This window comes from Gordonia sp. SCSIO 19800, assembly GCF_018132775.1.
Lineage (GTDB): Bacteria > Actinomycetota > Actinomycetes > Mycobacteriales > Mycobacteriaceae > Gordonia > Gordonia hongkongensis.
On sequence record NZ_JAGRQM010000026.1, the window covers coordinates 1 to 17,526 of the forward strand.

A 17,526-nucleotide genomic window follows, 5' to 3' on the forward strand; every position below is an offset into this window, starting at 1 on the left:
GTCGATCCTGGCCAAGGTCGCCCGCGCCCGCGCCGCACTCGAACAAGGAGTTAGCTAAAACCGAGACACACCACTAGGACGTCGCAGATTTCGACACCACACAGCTCGACGGCGTCGGTAATTGTCATGCCGAGCTCATCGAGCAACTGTTGGGCGCCGCTGACGAAGTGGCGCAGTGCGTCGTCGCTGGCGGGTAGCACACCAGTGGTGAACACCGTCACGTCCCGGGTGGGGATGAAGTACGGTGCGCCTCGCATCGCCCAGGTTTGCAGCAGTATTCGGTCCTCCACAGCCGCTGCGACCATGTTTGCCGTCACGCCGTGCACCCTCGCGTGCAGCGACAGAAGCGCAGATCCTGGTGGGCTGTTCTGGATGCCGCATCGTGCACTGCCCGCGACAATACCATTGTCTCCCAGACGATTTGCCAACCCGTGCGCGGACAACCGATACGCGATCACCTGCTCCGCCGAGACACTGTCAGCCACGCCGCACACTCACCGATCGGACGCACTCGTAGGTTCTGTTGTCGAGCGATCGACGAGTGCGTGACGAACGAAGCGGACGACTGTCACCACCAGGGCGAGCACGGTGCCCGCGATGGCCACGATGAGCACCGTGCGCGTGAGCGTCGTCCACGGCACGGTGGACTCATCGGCGAAGTCGAACGGGAAGACCTGCCAGAGACGGATCAGGGCCACGAGGGTGATCGCATCGGAGACCACTTCGCCGATGGCTTTCAGCGGCGGCGGGTCGGCGATGAGGTACACCGCGTTGACGACGATTCCCGCTACCAGTGCCGCAATAAGCCAGCCGAGCACATCGCCTGTTTCCTCGGTGAGGAACGGGACCGTATCCCAGCCCGGCCATCGCACCAGCAACCCGAGGAGGGCGCCGTCGACGACCAGAGTGGCCAGATAGCCGAACCGGCGGCGGCCGGATGCCGGTGAGACTGTCGAACTGAGAGCCATGTGGGCCTCCTTCTGTGCTGGAGCGTCGCACGGAGATGACGTCGAGCCTGCTTGTCGTCGGCGAAGAGCCGGTGTGACTCGGTCCGGAACCGTGACAGAGTGCGACGAGGATTGGCGCGCGCACGTCACCAAGTCCAGTTGAACCCATGCGCAGTTGAGACGCCCGAGTCCAAAGTCCCTAACCACGACCCTCGAGGGTCGCACCGTGTGCCCCGGACGGCGGCACGGTCACGACTTCAGACATAGGTGACCTTCGCCCCTCCTCGCCGTGTCTGTCGACATCGATGATGGACATTGGAGCAGACCACGCACCACGAACGGACATGCCGATGGCCACGACCTCTTCGATGGATCGTCGCATCGGCTGGAAACGATCGCTCGCTGTCTTTTTCACCGCACTCACCGCGCTGCTGGCCTACGCGGGGGCGGTGGGACTGGCCGGGGGTGGCACCGACTTCGGGCCGACGGTCAATGCGCGCCTTCCCTGGCACAGTCCGGTGCTGGCCGGGATCGGGTTGGCGCTACTGGTCGGACTCCCGATGACGGTCGCAGCCTGGCTTTTACATAACAATCAACGCTCCGACACGGCGATGATCTCGATCTTTGCCGGAGGATGGTTGATCGGATGGATCGGCGTGCAACTCGCCGTGATCCGCACGCTCAATCCGTTGCAGGCCGCCTGCGTCGGCGTCGGAGCCGTCCTGATCGGACTCGGCATGTCCGTGCGTCACGAGCTCGGCTCCCGCACCCGCCCACGACCGTGATCTCGCAACTAGGAGGGACGATTCGATGAAGGACACTGTCGGTACTGCCTTCGGTACGTCGTTGACGATCCTGCATTACCTCCCGGTTCCAGGACCCGTCGTCACCGACGTCCTTGCGGGCAGTGTGCCGATGCGGGTCGCGTCCCGTTGTTGAGGACGCGTCTTGGCGGCACCGAATGATGACGCGAGTCGACGAGCAGACGATCCGCATCGCGAGACGGCGTCGATCGACATCGAGGACGCCGGTGGCGCCTCGGCCCCGGCCAGTCTGGCGGTGACCCTCTCGATGCCGATGGGCGGCACGCTCATGCGATTCCTCGCCCGGGTCAGGGACGCCGAAGGCGAAGCGACCGGAGAGGTACTGCGCAGCGCCACCTAGGCGAGACCATCCCGGTCGGCACGGTGATGGCAACCTTCTATGAACCGGGTGAGGCGGCATGCGACGCGGCGCAACCCCGTCCCGGCGAAGCGACGTCGCCGGAGGCGGCCATCCATGCCCAACCAGAGCCCGCCCAGCCAGAGCCCGCCCCGGAGATGGCTCGGGCATCTCCGTCGACCGGGCCGCGCCCCGGGCTCCGGCGGCGTCCACGAAGCCGGTAGGCCCCTACACCGGCCCGGGCGTGCGGAGCCGAGTGCGCATCTCCCCCGCAGCCGCCCGTCGCGCGCGAGAACTCGCCGTCGATCCCGGTCGTGTCCGGGGAACCGGACCTGATGGCGCGATCACTCTCGACGACGTCGAGCATTGTCGCCCGGATGAGCCCGACAGACGCGCGAGTGACATGCGCCGGACGATCGCGGCCGCGATGAGTCGTTCCAAACGAGAGATCCCGCACTACTACCTCGCCGAGACGATCCCGATGGAAGCGGCGACGAGATGGTTGTCCGAACGCAAAGCCCGACGTCCCGTGGAGGAACGGATCCTCTCCGCGGTTCTCTTCCTCAAGGCGGTGGCACTGGCCGCGCAGAGGTACCCGGAGATGAACGGATTCTGGCGCGACGACGATTTCACACCGCAAGCACGCGTTCACGTGGGTGTGGCGATCGCCTTGCGGCGAGGCGGATTGATCGCCCCTGCCATTCACGACGTGACGGACAAATCACTCGACGCCCTGCAGGCCGACCTGATCGATCTGGTGGCCCGTGCCCGTAGCGGCCGACTTCGCAGCTCGGAATTCACGGACTCGACGATAACCGTGACCAATCTCGGCGACAACGGCGTCGAGACCGTGTTCGGCGCGATCTATCCGCCGCAGGTCGCGCTGGTCGGCACCGGAACGATGACCTATCGACCCTGGGTGATCGACGGCGAGATGCGCCCTGTGCCGCTCGTCAACACGTCACTGTCGGCCGACCATCGAGCCAGCGACGGGCGCCAGGGCGCACGATTTCTCTGCGCCGTCCGAGAACTGCTGCAACAACCAAACGAGCTTTGAGGAGCACTCATGGACGACGAGACGATCACCACGGCGGTCGTGGACGCTCTGCTCGCGGTAGCACCAGAACTGTCCAGGGAGAGCATCTCGGTCGATGAGCCGATACGCGAAATCGCCGAACTGGACTCGGTCGACTGGCTGAGCTTCTTGACGGGCATCAAGAAGCGGCTCGAGATCGAAGTGCCCGAGAACGACTATGCCACTTTGCAAACCGTCACCGACGTCGTTCGGTACGTGAAGGGAATCCCGCGATGAACTCGCCGATGACGATACCCCAGTTGTTCGCGACCGTCGCGAGGCCGGACGGGTCCTCGCCGAACTCTTGTCCGGATTCCACGATCACGACGACGTCGTCGTCCTCGCATTGGCGCGTGGCGGGGTTCCGGTCGCGTTCGAGGTGGCATCGGCTCTGCGACTACCGTTGGATGTGTTCGTGGTTCGCAAGCTCGGACTGCCAGGCCACGAGGAGTTCGCCTTCGGCGCAATCGCTTCCGGCGGGCGCATCGTCCTCAACGACGACGTGGTGAGGGCAGGTCGAGTCACTCACGAACAGTTGCGACGGGTGATCGAACGGGAGACCCGCACCCTCGAAGATCGAGAGAGCCGGTACCGGGGTGTTCGCGCGCCGGTGGAGATCGCCGGCACGACGGTCATCCTCGTCGACGACGGGCTCGCGACCGGGGCCAGTATGCGGGCGGCGGTCAGTGCCCTCCGGGAACGAGAGCCTTCTGCGGTGGTCATCGCGGTTCCGGTCGCCCCCGAATCGACCTGTCGTGAGCTCGCCGAGTCGGTTGACGAAGTCGTGTGCGCATCCATGCCGACCCCGTTCGCGGCGGTAGGCCAGTCGTACCGGGCCTTCCCTCAGGTCACCGACGACGAGGTCCGAACTCTGCTGTCCACATCCACCACCTCGCCGCCGACGCAACTTCCGGATGAACAGACTCTTGCGGTCGTCGTCACTCGATCGGCAGTCGAGTGCACCGACGGCGTCCCGCCGGATGCCGTACTCGACGACTTCGTGGGGGACGCCCGATTCGTGCTGATAGGTGAGAGCTCCCACGGCACCGAAGAGTTCTACGAGTCCCGCGCCCGCATCACTCAGTGGCTCATCGAGAACAAGGGCTTCAAGGCCGTGGCTGCGGAGGCGGACTGGCCGGACGCCCACCGGGTGAACCGATGGCTTCACGGCGAGGGATCGGATGGCTCTGCCGACGAGGCACTTTTAGGGTTTGATCGGTTCCCGGCCTGGATGTGGCGAAACACCGTCGTGCGAGATTTCCTCGACTGGCTGCACCGATACAACGCCGGCCGGCCCGAGGGTGACGAACGCGTCGGCTTCTACGGGCTCGACCTCTACAGTCTGCACCGCTCCATGCAGGACGTGACCGCATACCTGGACACTGTCGATCGCGAGGCAGCACGGCGCGCTCGGGCTCGGTACGCATGTTTCGACCACTCCACGGCCGCAGATGGGCAGGCCTACGGTTACGCCGCCGCGTTCGGCGCGGGCCAATCGTGCGAGCGCCAGGTCGTCACCCAGCTGGTCGACATGTACGCCGCGACCTTGGATCGAATTCGCAGCGACGGCACGGCGGCTCAGGACGAACTGTTCTGCGCTCGACGAAACGCCTTCGCGGTGCGAGGTGCAGAGTCGTACTACCGCAACATGTTCCGCAGTCGGGTCACGTCATGGAACATCCGTGACCGCCACATGGCAGAGACTCTGGAAGCACTCGCCGAGCACCTGACGACGAGATCGGCGGTTCCAGCGAAGATCGTGGTATGGGCACACAACTCGCACGTGGGGGACGCGCGGGCTACCGAAGTCGGGGCCGATGGCCAGCTGACTCTGGGACAACTGGTTCGCGAGAAGTACGGACAACGCTGCCGGATCCTGGGATTCTCGACTTACCAGGGAACCGTCACGGCCGCCGATGAATGGGGAGGAACTCCACGACGCATGACGACCCTCCCCGCCCTCCCCGGAAGCATCGAAGAAGTCTTCCATCGGGCGCCCATGCGATCGTTCTTCCTGTCGTCGCAGTCGGCCGGAGCAGCCGAGGCGGTCGACTCGATTCGCCTGGCTCGCGCGATCGGCGTGGTCTATCTGCCCGACACGGAACGCCAGAGCCACTACTTTCACGTGCGCGTCCCCGAACAATTCGACGCGTACATCCATCTTGATCAGACGCGGGCGCTACGACCACTCGAACCGCTGGGCTCCTGGGACGACAGCCAGCACCCGGAGACATATCCGACCGGCCTGTGACCGACAGAGGCCAGAGATCTCCGCTCGGAAAGGACCGTGACACATGCCCGTACCAGAACCCGTGCCCTGGCCGCGCGCATTGATCATGCTCGCGCAGTGCGCCCTCGATGTGGCGCGCTCGCTGTGGCAACGACGCCTGCACCAACCGCTCGGTGACCTCGGCCGGGTCATCAGCTTTGCCGACGGAACCGAGGCCGTGGTGTACCGCGAAACCGTCCGCGACGACGACCCGATTACCGAGCCGGTGAACCTCATCGTCGGCTTCCGGCTACGGGCGGTGGGCGGCAACAGTCTGGCACACAGATTCTTTCGCGTGGAAAGTGTATGCAACACCGTCCTGTTCGCAGGGTTCGACGGATTCGTTTCGAAACTGTGGATGACCGCCGACGGAAACAACGTCTATCGCGGTGTGTACGAGTGGGACGGATACGACAGCTCGGTCGACTATGTCAACGTCCTGTGGTGGCCACTCATGGCGGTCAGTGAACGGGATTCGATCCGCTACCACGTCATCGACGACAGCACCCGAGGCAGCCTCTTGTCGGGTGTGCACACCGAAGCGGGCGGGCGCGAGTGGTGGCGGCCGACGGTATGACAAGGTCCGGTCTTCTGAGAGGTCGCAAGCGCACACTCACTCAGTGGCCGTCATCTGACTGGGCAGACCTTCGGTCGGCGAGGATTTGTTCGGTCCATCGGTCGATGTCGTCCCAGTCCCGGGCATCGCCGTATCGGCCACCCATGAGGCGGAAGACAACTCGTCCCAGACCGGGCCAGTCACCCGGGGATATGGCGCCGGCGAAGGCGCGGTGGCCACGCAACGCGCCCGTGTGCTCCATGGCCGCAACCGCACGTGGAACCGGTGTCCGAGGACGCAACCACCGTGCGACCAGAGGTGACAGGAATGTCGATGTCGCACCGATGGACGAGACCGAGAACGCCCACACCGGCGCGGGCGCGGCCTCGGCCAGCGAATCGGCGAGATGCTCGGCGGCGGGCAGCCATTGGCCATTGTGAATCGCGCTGCCGACGACCAGGCGCTCTGCCCGGTCAGGCGTATGGTCACCGCGAAGCGGCCAGAGCTCCACCGAGTCCCCGCCGGCGCGCAAACCTCCGGCAATTCGTTGCGCCACACCCTCGGTGGCACCGTGGGCACTGTCGAACGCGATCACAGTGTGCACGGTGCTGACTCCGACCCACGGGTGCGTGCAGCGGGGACAGCCGCGCGGTCCACCGCGCCAGTCACGTCCGCACCGTCTCCGCCGATGCTCGGGTGTGAATGCGCGCGCATCTCACGGGATAGAAACGCGTCGAGATCGGCGAGCGAGGACATCAACGGTGCCGGAAACACCACTGTCGTGTTCTTCTCGACCCCGATCTCGATCAGGGTCTGCAGGCTGCGAAGCTGTAATGCGATCGGGTGGTCGGCCATGGTCTTCGCTGCGGTGGAGAGTTGATGCGCAGCGACGGCTTCGCCTTCCGCTGCGATGATCTTCGCGCGCTTCTCGCGCTCTGCCTCCGCCTCGCGTGCCATCGCGCGTTGCATCCCCCCGGGTAGCTGGATGTCCTTGAGCTCGACCAGACGGACCTCGACGCCCCATTCCTGCACGGTCATCTCGAGGATTCGCCGGATGTCGTCATTGATGGTGTCGGTATGCGCCAGTGCATCGTCGAGCGAATGTCGGCCGACCACCTTGCGCAGGGTGGTCTGGGCGATCTGGTTGATCGCCGCATGGACGTCCTCGACCTCCACCACCGCCTTCACCGGGTCGACCACTCGGTAGTAGGCCACCGCCGAGATGTCCACACTCACGTTGTCGCGGGTGATGATTCCCTGCGATTGGATCGGCATGGTGACGACACGCATCGACACCCTGATCATTCGGTCGGCGAGGGGGATGATCACACGTAGACCCGGATCACGGGTGCCCGCCAGTTTGCCGAAGCGCAGCACGACTCCGCGTTGATACTCCGACACGATCCGGACCGCGGTGATCGCGACGATCACGATCACCACTGTCACGCAGGCGATCACGACCCACGAGGTTGTCGTCATGGTCCCGCTCCCCTCTCGGAGGTTCGACCACCAGTAGAAGCGATGACGAGAGGCGTCGATAGGGCCGACCGGCTTGGAACCGGGTGGCTTTCGACCCTCCTCACAGCGTCGGCGAGGCGGTGCGATTGTCGTGTCAGATTCGTCTCGCCAACCGGAGGGCCACCATGTCCACACCCACCACTCATCATGCGTCATACTCGTTTCTGCCGGACATCGCAGAGCTGTTCTCCACGTTCCCCGCTGTCGGAATGCTCCGTCCCAACGGGCATCTGATCCGGGTGGAGGAAGAATCGTCCGCCGAGCAGTACGTTGTCCGTGCTGAGCTACCCGGAGTCGATCCGGACAAGGACGTCACGGTGACCATCCTCGATGGGGTCCTCACGATCGCCGCGCAACGCACCGAGCGGTCCTCCCACAACGGTCACTCCGAATTCGCCTACGGTGAGTTCTCCCGGGCCGTGTCGTTGCCCAAGGGATATGTGGAAGACGGCGTGAAAGCGACGTACTCCGAGGGCATCCTGACCGTCACCGTGCCGCTGAGTGCGCCGACCAGCCCCGGCACGCAGGTGCAGATCGAGACCGCTTGACGCCGCGACCACCGCCACACCCTCACTTGGGTAAGCCCTCCCCCGGAGCCGTCCTTCTGACGGCGACCGCTACCGCTTTCGCAGCGGGCGCACTCCTGTGGTCCGCGGGGTCGGGCCGGCTTGCCAACGCCTGCTGGACAGCGGGGATCGCTGTCGCGCTCGCAGCGTCGCTGTGGTGGATCCTGTCGGGGCTTCGTCAGCGCAAGCTCGGGGTCGATCTCATCGCATCGCTGGCGCTCGTCGGGACTGTGCTGGTCGGCGAGTATGCAGCGGGCTCGTTGATCGGGGTGATGCTCGCGACCGGCCGGCTTCTGGACGCGTCGGCGTCGCGACGTGCACGCAAGGACCTCAGTGCGCTCGTGAATCGGTTTCCGACGACCGCGCGACGACGCCGCGGGGCCGAGATCACCGTGATCGACGTCGACGCCATCGAACCCTGGGACATCCTGGCCGTGGCCCCGGGAGAAATCGTCCCGGCGGACGGTCGACTGCGCGACAACGCAGTACTCGACGAATCTGCACTCACCGGTGAGCCGTTGCCACGACACGTCCGGCGCGGTGGCACCATCCGGTCCGGTGCGGTCAACGCCGGCGCAGCCTTCGACATGATCGCCCGCTCCCCCTCGGCCGACAGCACCAATGCAGGCATCGTTCGACTGGCTGGAGCAGCCGCCGCCGAACGTGCGCCCGTGGTCCGACTCGCGGACCGCCTGGCCATCTTATTCATCCCCGTGACGCTGACTGTGGCCACGGTCAGCTGGTGGATCAGCGGCTCGCCGACCCGCGCAGTCGCCGTTCTCGTCGTCGCCACACCCTGCCCGCTGCTCTTGGCCGCGCCGATCGCCATTGTCGCCGGCCTGTCACGGGCTTCTCGATCAGGAGTGATCATCCGCGACGGTGGTGCCCTCGAGACTCTGGGACGCGCCCGCACCCTGCTGATCGACAAGACCGGCACCCTGACCACCGGCCGCCCGGAACAAGTGGAAGTCACCGCGGCCCCCGGAGAGGATGCCGACGGTCTGCTGCGGCTATCGGCTTCGGTCGAACAGATGTCGCCGCACGTGTTCGCGACCGCCATCGTGAGTGAGGCCGCTCGACGTGAGCTGCCACTGACCGTGCCGACAGGTGTCCACGAGAACGCGGGAACGCGGGTACGGGCGTCTCCGGCGTGGTCGCGAACCGTTTCGTCGAGGTCGGTGCGCGAGACGCCCCGGTTTCGGTCTGGGCGCGCGCGGTGGTACGCGGCAGTGAGCTGGACGGGACCGCCATCGCCTGGATCAGGGTGGACCATCGCGATGCGGGCGCCATCACCATGAGCGACCCCGTACGAGCAGATGCACCGCGCACACTCCGTCGACTCCGTGCTGCGGGGGTGACCAAAGTCGTTCTCCTCACGGGCGACCGAGAATCAACCGCCCGCGAGGTTGGTACCGTGCTCGGCGTCGACGAGGTGTACGCCGGGCAGACTCCCGCCGACAAAGTCGCCTGCGTCGAGGAGGAATGCCGCTCGGCAGTCACCGTGATGGTGGGCGACGGCGTGAATGACGCGCCGGCTTTGGCGAGCGCAAGTGTCGGTGCGGCCTTGGGCGCCCACGGCACGACGGCGAGTACGGCTACAGCAGACGTTGTCCTCACCACCGACGGGATCGGGCCGCTCGCTTCAGCGATGGAGATCGCGCGCCGTTCGCGTCGGATCGCCGTTCAGAGCGCGGGTATCGGCATGGCGCTCTCAATCGGTGCCATGCTTGTTGCTGCCTTGGGCTGGCTCCCGCCGACCGCCGGCGCTTTGCTCCAGGAAGCGATCGACGTCGCAGTCATCCTGAATGCCCTACGCGCATTGACCGGTCCGCGGTCGGTCGTACACGTTGATGATCCCACCGGGGCGTTGCTCCGCAGGTTCTCGACCGAGCATGAGATGCTTCGGACGAAACTTCGAGTACTGGTCGATGGCGCGAATGACTTGGCGGGACAGGGCATCGAGGCATCGAGCGGCGACGGAGTGCAAGGGTTACGGCGAGCGGATGATCTACTCGCGGCGGTTGTTCTGCCTCACGAGCATGCTGAAGAATCCTTGCTCTATCCTGCACTTGCCAAACCCCTGGGCACCACCGAGGCCACCGTGACCATGAGTCGGATGCACGCCGAGATCGACAGGCTGGCGAGGAGGGTGCATGCCCATCGTATGCACGCGGATCGAAACGGGCAGATCACCGCCGATCAAAGACTCGACGTGATGGCGACCCTCTACGGGCTCCATGCTCTCCTGCGACTTCACTTCTCCGAAGAGGAGCAGAACTATTTCACTCTGGTAGCTACTCCTGGTACAGGAACGGCCCTTCCGTGATCCTGTCGCTGAGGACTCGAATGAGGTCGTCACCAATGCGTCGGGACAACCATGATCGGTACCTCGATCGAATGCAGGACCGCGCGACTGGTGGACCCGATCACGTGGGCCGAAGGTCCGGTCAAGCCTCGACTGCCCACCACCACCATCGACGATCCCGAAGCATGTTCGGCTATCGCGTCCACTGGACGATCGTGCACGAACTCCCAGCGGACAGACGTCGTGCTGCCCCGCGACGAGGCAGTTCGGGCGTGCTCGATGCCGTGGTCGAGGCCGGCGCGATCGGCGCCCGACATTGCGTGGACGGCAACGACTTCAGTGTGCCGGAGCGCTGCTTCCTCCGCCGCATGCATCAGGACGGCGGTGTCGCCTGTTCCACCGTCCAGTCCGGCAATCACCGGACCGTCCGATCTCTCGTCAGAACGGTCGCGGACAACGACGACCGGGCACGACGAACGCATGGCGACCGTGGTGCTGATCGCGCCGAGTAGTCCGCCGGCGAGGTCGCCGAGTCCGCGCGATCCTACGACGAGTTCACGAGCCGCTCGCCCTGCTGCGACGAGAGCGTCGACGGGTCGCCCTTCCGATATGTGCGTGATGATCGGTACCGCACTGTGGCCGGCGGTCCGGCGGGCCGATGAGCGGGCGTCGGCCAGCACACGCCGCGAGCGACGAGTGCACTGAGCGGAGCAATCCGTTCGGAGGTTCACCGCATCGGCAAACGTCGGACGATGCTCGTGTTGGACGGTGACGATTGTCAGCGACGCACCTCTGAGGACCGCATCGTCCACCGCCCACCGGAGCGCCCCCAGGGACGGCCCCGACACATCCTTCAGCCCCACCACCACTGGCAGGTCGTCGGCGATGCGGTCAGAAGAAGCGCGGTCCGGATGCGACTCACGAGACATGCAACCAGTATCAGCAGCGCCGACGGATTCCGACCAGGGACCAAGGCAATACATAACGCGCGGACGGGGGCGACGTTCGGACGAGCTGGCCGATGCCCTACATCGTGGGGTCGATCGACTCTGTTGCATCCCATTGTCTGCGCGCACGCTTGAGCCATTGGGAGGCAAACGCGGGAGAGGTCTAGATGATGGACTGGGGATTGCCGACGGACGCGCAGACATCGGAATCGGGATCGTCGGCGGTGGCGGTGCCGACGATGCGGGCATGGTCCGTCAGGGCACCCGGTCCGGTGTCTCGGACGCCTCTGCGATTGGAGGAGGTCCCCCGCCCGATTCCGTCGACAGGCGAACTGCTGATCGCGGTCGAGGCATGCGGAGTGTGCCGAACCGATTTGCACGTCTGCGAGGGTGACCTACCCGAACATCGCCCGCATGTCACCCCTGGGCACGAGGTGGTTGGCACGGTCGTCGAGATCGGCATCGACACCGACACCGCGTTCCAGATCGGCCACCGGGTCGGGGTGCCATGGCTGCGCAGCACCTGCGGGATGTGTGCCTACTGCCGGCGCGGGGCCGAAAACCTCTGCATGTCATCGACGTACACCGGATGGGATGCGGACGGCGGATACGCAGAGTACGTCCTCGCCCCCGCGGACTACGCCCTGGCCCTTCCCGAGGGCTACACCGTCGACGAGCTCGCGCCGCTGTTGTGCGCGGGAATCATCGGCTACCGCGCCCTGCGGCGGACCAGCCTGCCCGAAGGGGGACGTCTGGGCTTGTACGGCTTCGGAGGCAGCGCCCACCTGGTCGCCCAGGTGGCCCTCCAGCGCGGCGCCTCCGTACACGTCATGACCCGCGAACCCCACGCTCGCCGCCTAGCACGTGAACTCGGAGCGACATCGGTGGGCGAAGTCCATTCCCATCCGTCCGAACTCCTGGACGCCGCAATCATTTTCGCCCCCGTCGGTGAGCTTGTGCCGGTGGCCCTGTCAGCCCTTGATCGGGGCGGTGTCGTCACACTCGCCGGGATCCACATGAGCGACACCCCACCGCTGAACTACCAGCAACACCTCTTCCACGAACGCGAAATCCGCAGCGTCGAAGCGAACACACGAGAAGACGCGACGGAGTTCCTCCGATTCGCCGGAGAGCATCGACTGCAGGTGACGACAACCTCATACCCGCTCGACGACGCACTGCTCGCTCTCCGGGATCTCAAGGCGGGCCGCTTTGCCGGCGCCGCTGTTCTACGTCCCGATCAGCGCGCGAACTGAGGTCGCCAACGGCCGTCACGACTCGTTGCTGTGCGTGACCATCACCGGACACGGGGCGACCTGTACCACAGCCCGACTGGTGGAACCGAGAAGTAGTCCTCGAAACCCGCCCCGACCGCGCGTACCCACCACGATCAGCTGCGCCGACTGCGCTGCCTCAACGATCTCCTCTGCGGGAGACGCGATTCCAACATGTTTGCGGATCGTTACGTCCGGAAAGTCTTCCACAGGGCCCGCGAGCTGCTCGCCCAACACTTCCTCGGCCTCGTCCCGCATGTTTCGCTCGGCAAGGCGCGCGTCACCGTAGAACGCCGCCGGCGAGAACTCCCCGAACGCGTGAACCGCCACCAACGGGACTCCCAACAGATCTGCTTGGCGAAATGCCTCGGCGATCGCGGCGCTCGACCTCGGTGACGCATCGACCCCGACCACGACGGATCCACTCGCGGGCGGAGTTCCACCCACGATCACCACTGGGCAGTGCGCATGCGTTGCGGCGTCGGCACTCACCGAGCCGAGCAACAATCCGCGGACCCCACCGAGCCCTCGCCTACCAACGACCACCGTGCGCGCTTCAGTGGAAGCCTGCCGGAGTGCGAGTATCGCCGACCCTCCGACGATCTTTCCGTCGACCGGCACATCGGGGTCCACACTTTTCGCGAGCGTCGTCGCCGCATCCACCGCACGCGACGCATCGCCCTGCATGGCCTCGACGACGGCCGGTGACGTCATCATGGCCGTGGGTGCGTACGCCCCGGGCACGATTCCAACTGCGGATAACACTCGCACCGAACATTTCTCGCGAGCTGCAGCACCCACCGCCCAGCGCACCGCCATCAGCGCGCACTCCGAACCATCGACGCCGACAACGATCGGCGCAGTCGCGGTGTCCACCAGTTCAGCCATCCGTATCTCCGTCCGTCGATGCTCAACATCACGTGTCGAGCATTGGTGAGCTCGACAGCATCCACGAGCAGCACAGGTGATACCCGTCGGGCACCTCTCATGGTGGCCCGCTCACGGAGCGTTTTCCGGAGGCGAAAGTCACCAACGGGCCGACCCTGGACCCCTATTCGCGGTTGGGCTCCGAGCAGAACGCGCAAAGCCGACTACAACGAAGTACGAGAAGCGTGTCTTGCTTTGCTCCCGGACGGATTGCGCACACTACAGACGTGCCTGACCGACCAGGCGTGACCGGAAGCGGCTCAGCCGTCTCCGCCCGTGCCCGCGAGACCTACGTGTCCTCACGCCCTTACCAGTGGAAGTCGGCATTGTGGCCAGCGCAGAATCCACGCGGTGGCGAAACCAGCGGAACGGGTTCACAACCCGTCCAGTGTCAGTTCGAGTTCGACCGGGGCCCCAGTCACACCAGAGCATGTCGCGCTCACGGACCAGGTCCTACTCGCCACTCACCAGGACAACACTGGTTCAGTGTCGCCGACGACGATCCCGACATCGCCGTGGTCCACCGTCCGAACCCCGAACAGCCGGTCGAGAAGCTCGTCGGCCGCCAGGTCGGTGTGCGCCTCCCAGCGCCGGACGCGGTGGCGTGCGCGCGACGACGCGATCGTCACCGACGCCGACGGCGTTCCGCCGAAATCCACCGTCACCTGGCCACACTCCCCCGGCGCGACCTCGACGGTGAGCCGTGCGAGCGAGTCGCCCGAGAAGACCACGGACCCGGTGATCTCGAGGACGAATCTGCACCGCGACAGCGTCGACGCGTCCGGGCTACCGGTCCGGATTCGCGAATCGTGCACGCCCAGCTCGGCGAGCAGAGTGTCGGCACGTGCGCCGACGAGCCAGATGGCCGCATCCACGCTGCGACCGTCCGCCCCACGCAGTACGCTGCCGACCGTTCGCATCAGCGACGCCGCGGTGTGTCCCTCGGCCGACATCACCACGACGACGTCGGGGATCGAATACAGGAGTCCGACTGTCCGGGCCGCCGGATCGGTGACGAGCGGCGCGAGCGCCAGGGCTTCGGCGTTCTTCTCCGAGATTCGTTCTGAAACCGGACGCTCGGCCCAGTCGGGACCGTCGTGCCACGCGACCGCTTCGGGTTGATGCGCGAACACCGCTCCCATCATAAACGCCCGGTTCGCGAACTCCCAGTCCTCTCCCCCGTACCGGACGAACGACGGATCGAACCCACCGATGTCGTCGAACAGCTCACGGCTGCAGGTCATCACCGCGCTGATCATGTACTTGTAACCATCCCAGCCAGGGGCCAGGAGATCGGCCGTGCGATCGTACGCGTCGACCAGCCACCCGGGTTCGCACTCATGCGAACGTTCGAGATGCCCCTGTGCGCACAACCATTCGTGCATCCCATCCGGGCTGACCTCGCCGAGATCAGCATGTTTGCGCCGACCGACGACGAGCGCGTCGGGTGCCGCGGCCGGCAACCGGACCGCGTGGCGGATGTACCCGGCTGTCGGAATCGTGTCCGCGTCGAGGAAACACAGGATCGCGCCGTTGGATGCGGCGACCCCCAGGTTGCGGGCGGCCGCCGCCCGAAAGCCCTTGTCCTCCTGCGACACCACCGTGATCGTCAACCGGGACGTCCACGCGGTGACGTCCGGCGAACAGGACGAACCGTCGTCGGCCACGACCACCTCCAGGCGATCAGCCGGGTAGGTCTGGGCCGTCAACGCCTCCAGGACCAGCGCCAGTTGACGAGGTTGGTTGTAGTACGGGATGACGACACTCACCAGCGGCGTCGGCGCGGCATCGCCGATCAGGTCCCACCGGTTGTCGGGCACGACGGTCCGACCATCACCGAGCCCGACGACCGTCACGCACTCCACCGCCGCAGCAGCCGCTCGTGCTCCAGCCCGACATCGACGGCCGTGGGCGACGGAACCACGGACGGATCGATCCAGGTGCCCGCAGGATGCGCGAACGCATGCTCGATGGCGGCCTGCAGCGCATCGTCATCGTTCGCGTGCATCGTCAGCACGCCCGGGGACCGCGCGGCGAGTTCCTCGGTGTAGGTGGTGCGCGGGACCAGTGGCCTGCGCCCGGCGGAGATCCAGGAGTTGATCGAGCCGGATGCCGACATGTGCCGGTGATAGGCGACGGGGACCGTGACCTCGGCCGACGCCCGCCGGAGTTCGTCGTCGGTCAGGTAGCCGGTGATCTCACACCGCCTACCCATGTCCGCCGCCAGCTTGGCCAGGTCGTCGGCCAGATCCTCGTGTCCGGGAGACGGGGTGCCGAGTGCGACGAAGCCGATTGACGGATCGAGACCGGACATCGCCCGGAGGGTCTCGAGATGTCCCTTCCCGGGATACAGGTAGCCGAGCACGCCGACCGTCGATTCCGCTGTCGCCAAGGGCTTGTCGACCCGTCGGGAGTCGATCATCAGCGGAACGACCTCGACATCGATCGTCGGGTCGACGAATTCGGAGAACAACGACGCCTCGTGACGGCTCGACACGATCACGCCGGTCGCCGATCGGGCTACCGACCGGAAGAACTCGATGCGTGCCTGCATCGACCGCCCGTCCGATGGCTGGGGCAGGTCGTGCAGCGTCACCGAGACCGGTCGGCGCAGACCCGCGATCATCGCGAGCAGATTGTCGCGCGCCTGCAGGGGCGTGCGCCCGAACAGACGATCTGTCACATGCAGGTGCACGAGCGCGCAGTCGGCCAGTCCCGCCGGCAGGCCGGCGCAGGGTGTGCGCATGTGCGCCAACCGATGATGGCCGCCCTCGGCGGTCACCGCGTCGTACACCGACTGCGCATACCGCACCACACCGTGCGACCGGGGCCCGACGAGGAGGTGTCCCAGGGGCCTCGTCATGCCAACCCCAGGATGTCGACGAGCTCGACGTAGCGGTCCAGCACGGCATCGATGAACTCGGGATGGTCTGCGTACCACTGCATCTGACTGCGGTGGACGACCTCCTCGGTCATCACCGCACCGTCGACGTCCCAGGCGATCCGCGCGGATGCGTCGATACCGAGCGCATCGATCACGCGTTGTTCCAGGGGCGCGCGAATGTTGCCGAGCAACTCCCGCGTCGGTGGGATCGGCGCCGACGCCCCGAGTGCATCGAGGATTCGACGACCGAGCGTCAGCAGCACCCGGTTGCCGGGATGGTTGATCGTGTGGGCGGCGTCCGCCCCGGCGTCGAGCAGGATGTCGGAGATCGCGATGTCGCACTGGCGGCGTTCGCGCATCGCGAGCTGTTCCACACTCCAGCGCTCCGCTTCTCGGAGGTGTTCGCCCGTGACGTGGACATCCCATTCGTCGAAAGATCTATGTCCGTCCCGCACGGCCAGGACCGTTCGCAGATCGTGATACGGCACAGCAGCGGGTACCGCGGACGGCTGCGCGGGATGTCGCGCGATGACCTGGAACGGATACAACCCGCCATATCGGATGACCGGCCACACGATGAACCTCGCGGACGGTGCCAGGTCGACCAGGTCCGGTCCACCGATCGGGAGTCCCCGGTAACCGGCGCGCACCGGCTGGGAGACGATCACCGCGGCTCGACGGACGAGGCGTTCGACGTGGTCGACGTCGGAGGACTCGAGTTCGTGGACCGGTGGGACGCGGACGGTACGAAACCGAAGGCCCGGGGAACTCGCCAGCACGATCCGCAACGCTTCGGCCTGGCAGTTTCCCCAGACCAGCAGTAGCTGCCTGTCGTCGGCCAGCGGGGGTTCGGTGACGCCGTAGAAGTCGCCGTAGTGCCTGGTTCGACCGTCGACCGGCACGTCGTCATGCGGAGTCACGGTTGCTCTGAAGTGGTCGAGAGACGCGATGGTCGCTGTGACATCGTCAGTTCTGGCTCCCCTCTGGAAACGCTTCGGCCGTACCCCCGGCTCCCCGTATAGCCGTTCAGCCCGCTAATGAATCATCGACTTGATCACTCCGGGGACCACCGGGACGGCGACGGCCCCGGTGAGCGG

Annotated in this window: 18 protein-coding genes and 1 pseudogene; 10 read left to right on the forward strand and 9 right to left on the reverse strand. The window is 65.9% G+C overall.

Going from position 1 to position 17,526, the window contains the following annotated elements:
- Window positions 1-50 precede the first annotated feature (50 nt).
- Window positions 51-485 carry a DNA glycosylase AlkZ-like family protein gene (locus KB201_RS21730; RefSeq protein WP_211540440.1) on the reverse strand — a complete coding sequence of 145 codons (435 nt, stop codon included), beginning with the start codon at window positions 483-485 and terminating at the stop codon, window positions 51-53.
- A 9-nt stretch (window positions 486-494) separates the two neighbouring features.
- Window positions 495-968, reverse strand: a complete 474-nt coding sequence (locus tag KB201_RS21735) for a hypothetical protein (RefSeq protein WP_058251837.1) — start codon at window positions 966-968, stop codon at window positions 495-497.
- 329 nt (window positions 969-1,297) lie between these two features.
- Between KB201_RS21735 and KB201_RS21740 the strand changes: the two genes are divergently transcribed.
- The 7 genes from KB201_RS21740 to KB201_RS21765 all read left to right on the forward strand — a co-directional run bounded on the left by KB201_RS21740 (window position 1,298) and on the right by KB201_RS21765 (window position 6,029).
- The gene (locus tag KB201_RS21740; protein WP_139114208.1) at window positions 1,298-1,732 is read left to right on the forward strand and encodes a hypothetical protein; all 435 of its coding nucleotides are present in this window, start codon (window positions 1,298-1,300) and stop codon (window positions 1,730-1,732) included.
- Window positions 1,733-1,757: 25 nt separating this feature from the next.
- The gene (locus KB201_RS25120) at window positions 1,758-1,886 is read left to right on the forward strand and encodes a hypothetical protein (protein ID WP_269434032.1); all 129 of its coding nucleotides are present in this window, start codon (window positions 1,758-1,760) and stop codon (window positions 1,884-1,886) included.
- A gap of 9 nt (window positions 1,887-1,895) precedes the next feature.
- Entirely contained in the window at window positions 1,896-2,111 is a 216-nt protein-coding gene (locus tag KB201_RS21745) for a hypothetical protein (protein ID WP_058251835.1), read from the forward strand.
- A gap of 58 nt (window positions 2,112-2,169) precedes the next feature.
- Complete coding sequence (locus KB201_RS21750) at window positions 2,170-3,165, forward strand: dihydrolipoamide acetyltransferase family protein (RefSeq protein ID WP_091344348.1); 996 nt, start codon at window positions 2,170-2,172, stop codon at window positions 3,163-3,165.
- Between the two features lie 9 nt (window positions 3,166-3,174).
- Window positions 3,175-3,420 (forward strand): acyl carrier protein, encoded by a 246-nt coding sequence (locus tag KB201_RS21755; RefSeq protein WP_058251833.1) that lies wholly within the window; start codon window positions 3,175-3,177, stop codon window positions 3,418-3,420.
- 67 nt (window positions 3,421-3,487) lie between these two features.
- Window positions 3,488-5,434 (forward strand): erythromycin esterase family protein, encoded by a 1,947-nt coding sequence (locus KB201_RS21760; RefSeq protein ID WP_211540442.1) that lies wholly within the window; start codon window positions 3,488-3,490, stop codon window positions 5,432-5,434.
- Between the two features lie 43 nt (window positions 5,435-5,477).
- Window positions 5,478-6,029: a hypothetical protein gene (locus tag KB201_RS21765; protein ID WP_058251832.1), complete on the forward strand. Its 552-nt coding sequence runs from the start codon at window positions 5,478-5,480 to the stop codon at window positions 6,027-6,029.
- A gap of 40 nt (window positions 6,030-6,069) precedes the next feature.
- Here the strand turns inward: KB201_RS21765 and KB201_RS21770 are convergent, their stop codons facing one another.
- Both KB201_RS21770 and KB201_RS21775 read right to left on the reverse strand, forming a co-directional pair.
- Window positions 6,070-6,603, reverse strand: coding sequence for a flavodoxin domain-containing protein (locus tag KB201_RS21770; protein ID WP_231742374.1), 534 nt, complete (start codon window positions 6,601-6,603; stop codon window positions 6,070-6,072).
- A complete protein-coding gene (locus KB201_RS21775; protein WP_058251830.1) occupies window positions 6,600-7,487 on the reverse strand; it encodes a slipin family protein in 888 nt (295 codons plus the stop codon). Before KB201_RS21775 ends, KB201_RS21770 begins: the two co-directional genes overlap by 4 nt.
- 164 nt (window positions 7,488-7,651) lie before the next feature.
- Between KB201_RS21775 and KB201_RS21780 the strand changes: the two genes are divergently transcribed.
- Window positions 7,652-8,074, forward strand: coding sequence for an Hsp20/alpha crystallin family protein (locus KB201_RS21780; RefSeq protein ID WP_058251829.1), 423 nt, complete (start codon window positions 7,652-7,654; stop codon window positions 8,072-8,074).
- Window positions 8,075-8,100: 26 nt separating this feature from the next.
- A pseudogene (locus KB201_RS25295) lies at window positions 8,101-10,418 on the forward strand (heavy metal translocating P-type ATPase).
- 29 nt (window positions 10,419-10,447) lie between these two features.
- Here KB201_RS25295 and KB201_RS21790 read toward each other — a convergent pair.
- Entirely contained in the window at window positions 10,448-11,326 is an 879-nt protein-coding gene (locus KB201_RS21790) for a universal stress protein (protein ID WP_175404318.1), read from the reverse strand.
- Window positions 11,327-11,583: 257 nt separating this feature from the next.
- On the opposite strand from KB201_RS21790, the gene KB201_RS21795 reads away from it, so the two are divergent.
- On the forward strand, window positions 11,584-12,600 hold the full coding sequence (locus KB201_RS21795) for a zinc-binding alcohol dehydrogenase family protein (protein ID WP_058251874.1): 1,017 nt from the start codon (window positions 11,584-11,586) through the stop codon (window positions 12,598-12,600).
- Between the two features lie 15 nt (window positions 12,601-12,615).
- On the opposite strand, the gene KB201_RS21800 is transcribed toward KB201_RS21795, so the two are convergent.
- From KB201_RS21800 to KB201_RS21815, 4 genes are all read right to left on the reverse strand, one after another.
- Entirely contained in the window at window positions 12,616-13,506 is an 891-nt protein-coding gene (locus KB201_RS21800; protein ID WP_058251827.1) for a universal stress protein, read from the reverse strand.
- 503 nt (window positions 13,507-14,009) lie between these two features.
- Complete coding sequence (locus tag KB201_RS21805) at window positions 14,010-15,401, reverse strand: glycosyltransferase family 2 protein (RefSeq protein ID WP_058251873.1); 1,392 nt, start codon at window positions 15,399-15,401, stop codon at window positions 14,010-14,012.
- Window positions 15,398-16,408, reverse strand: coding sequence for a hypothetical protein (locus KB201_RS21810; protein WP_078113190.1), 1,011 nt, complete (start codon window positions 16,406-16,408; stop codon window positions 15,398-15,400). Before KB201_RS21810 ends, KB201_RS21805 begins: the two co-directional genes overlap by 4 nt.
- On the reverse strand, window positions 16,405-17,349 hold the full coding sequence (locus tag KB201_RS21815; protein WP_058251825.1) for a WcbI family polysaccharide biosynthesis putative acetyltransferase: 945 nt from the start codon (window positions 17,347-17,349) through the stop codon (window positions 16,405-16,407). The genes KB201_RS21810 and KB201_RS21815 overlap by 4 nt, the downstream gene beginning before the upstream one ends.
- Between the last annotated feature and the right edge of the window lie 177 nt (window positions 17,350-17,526).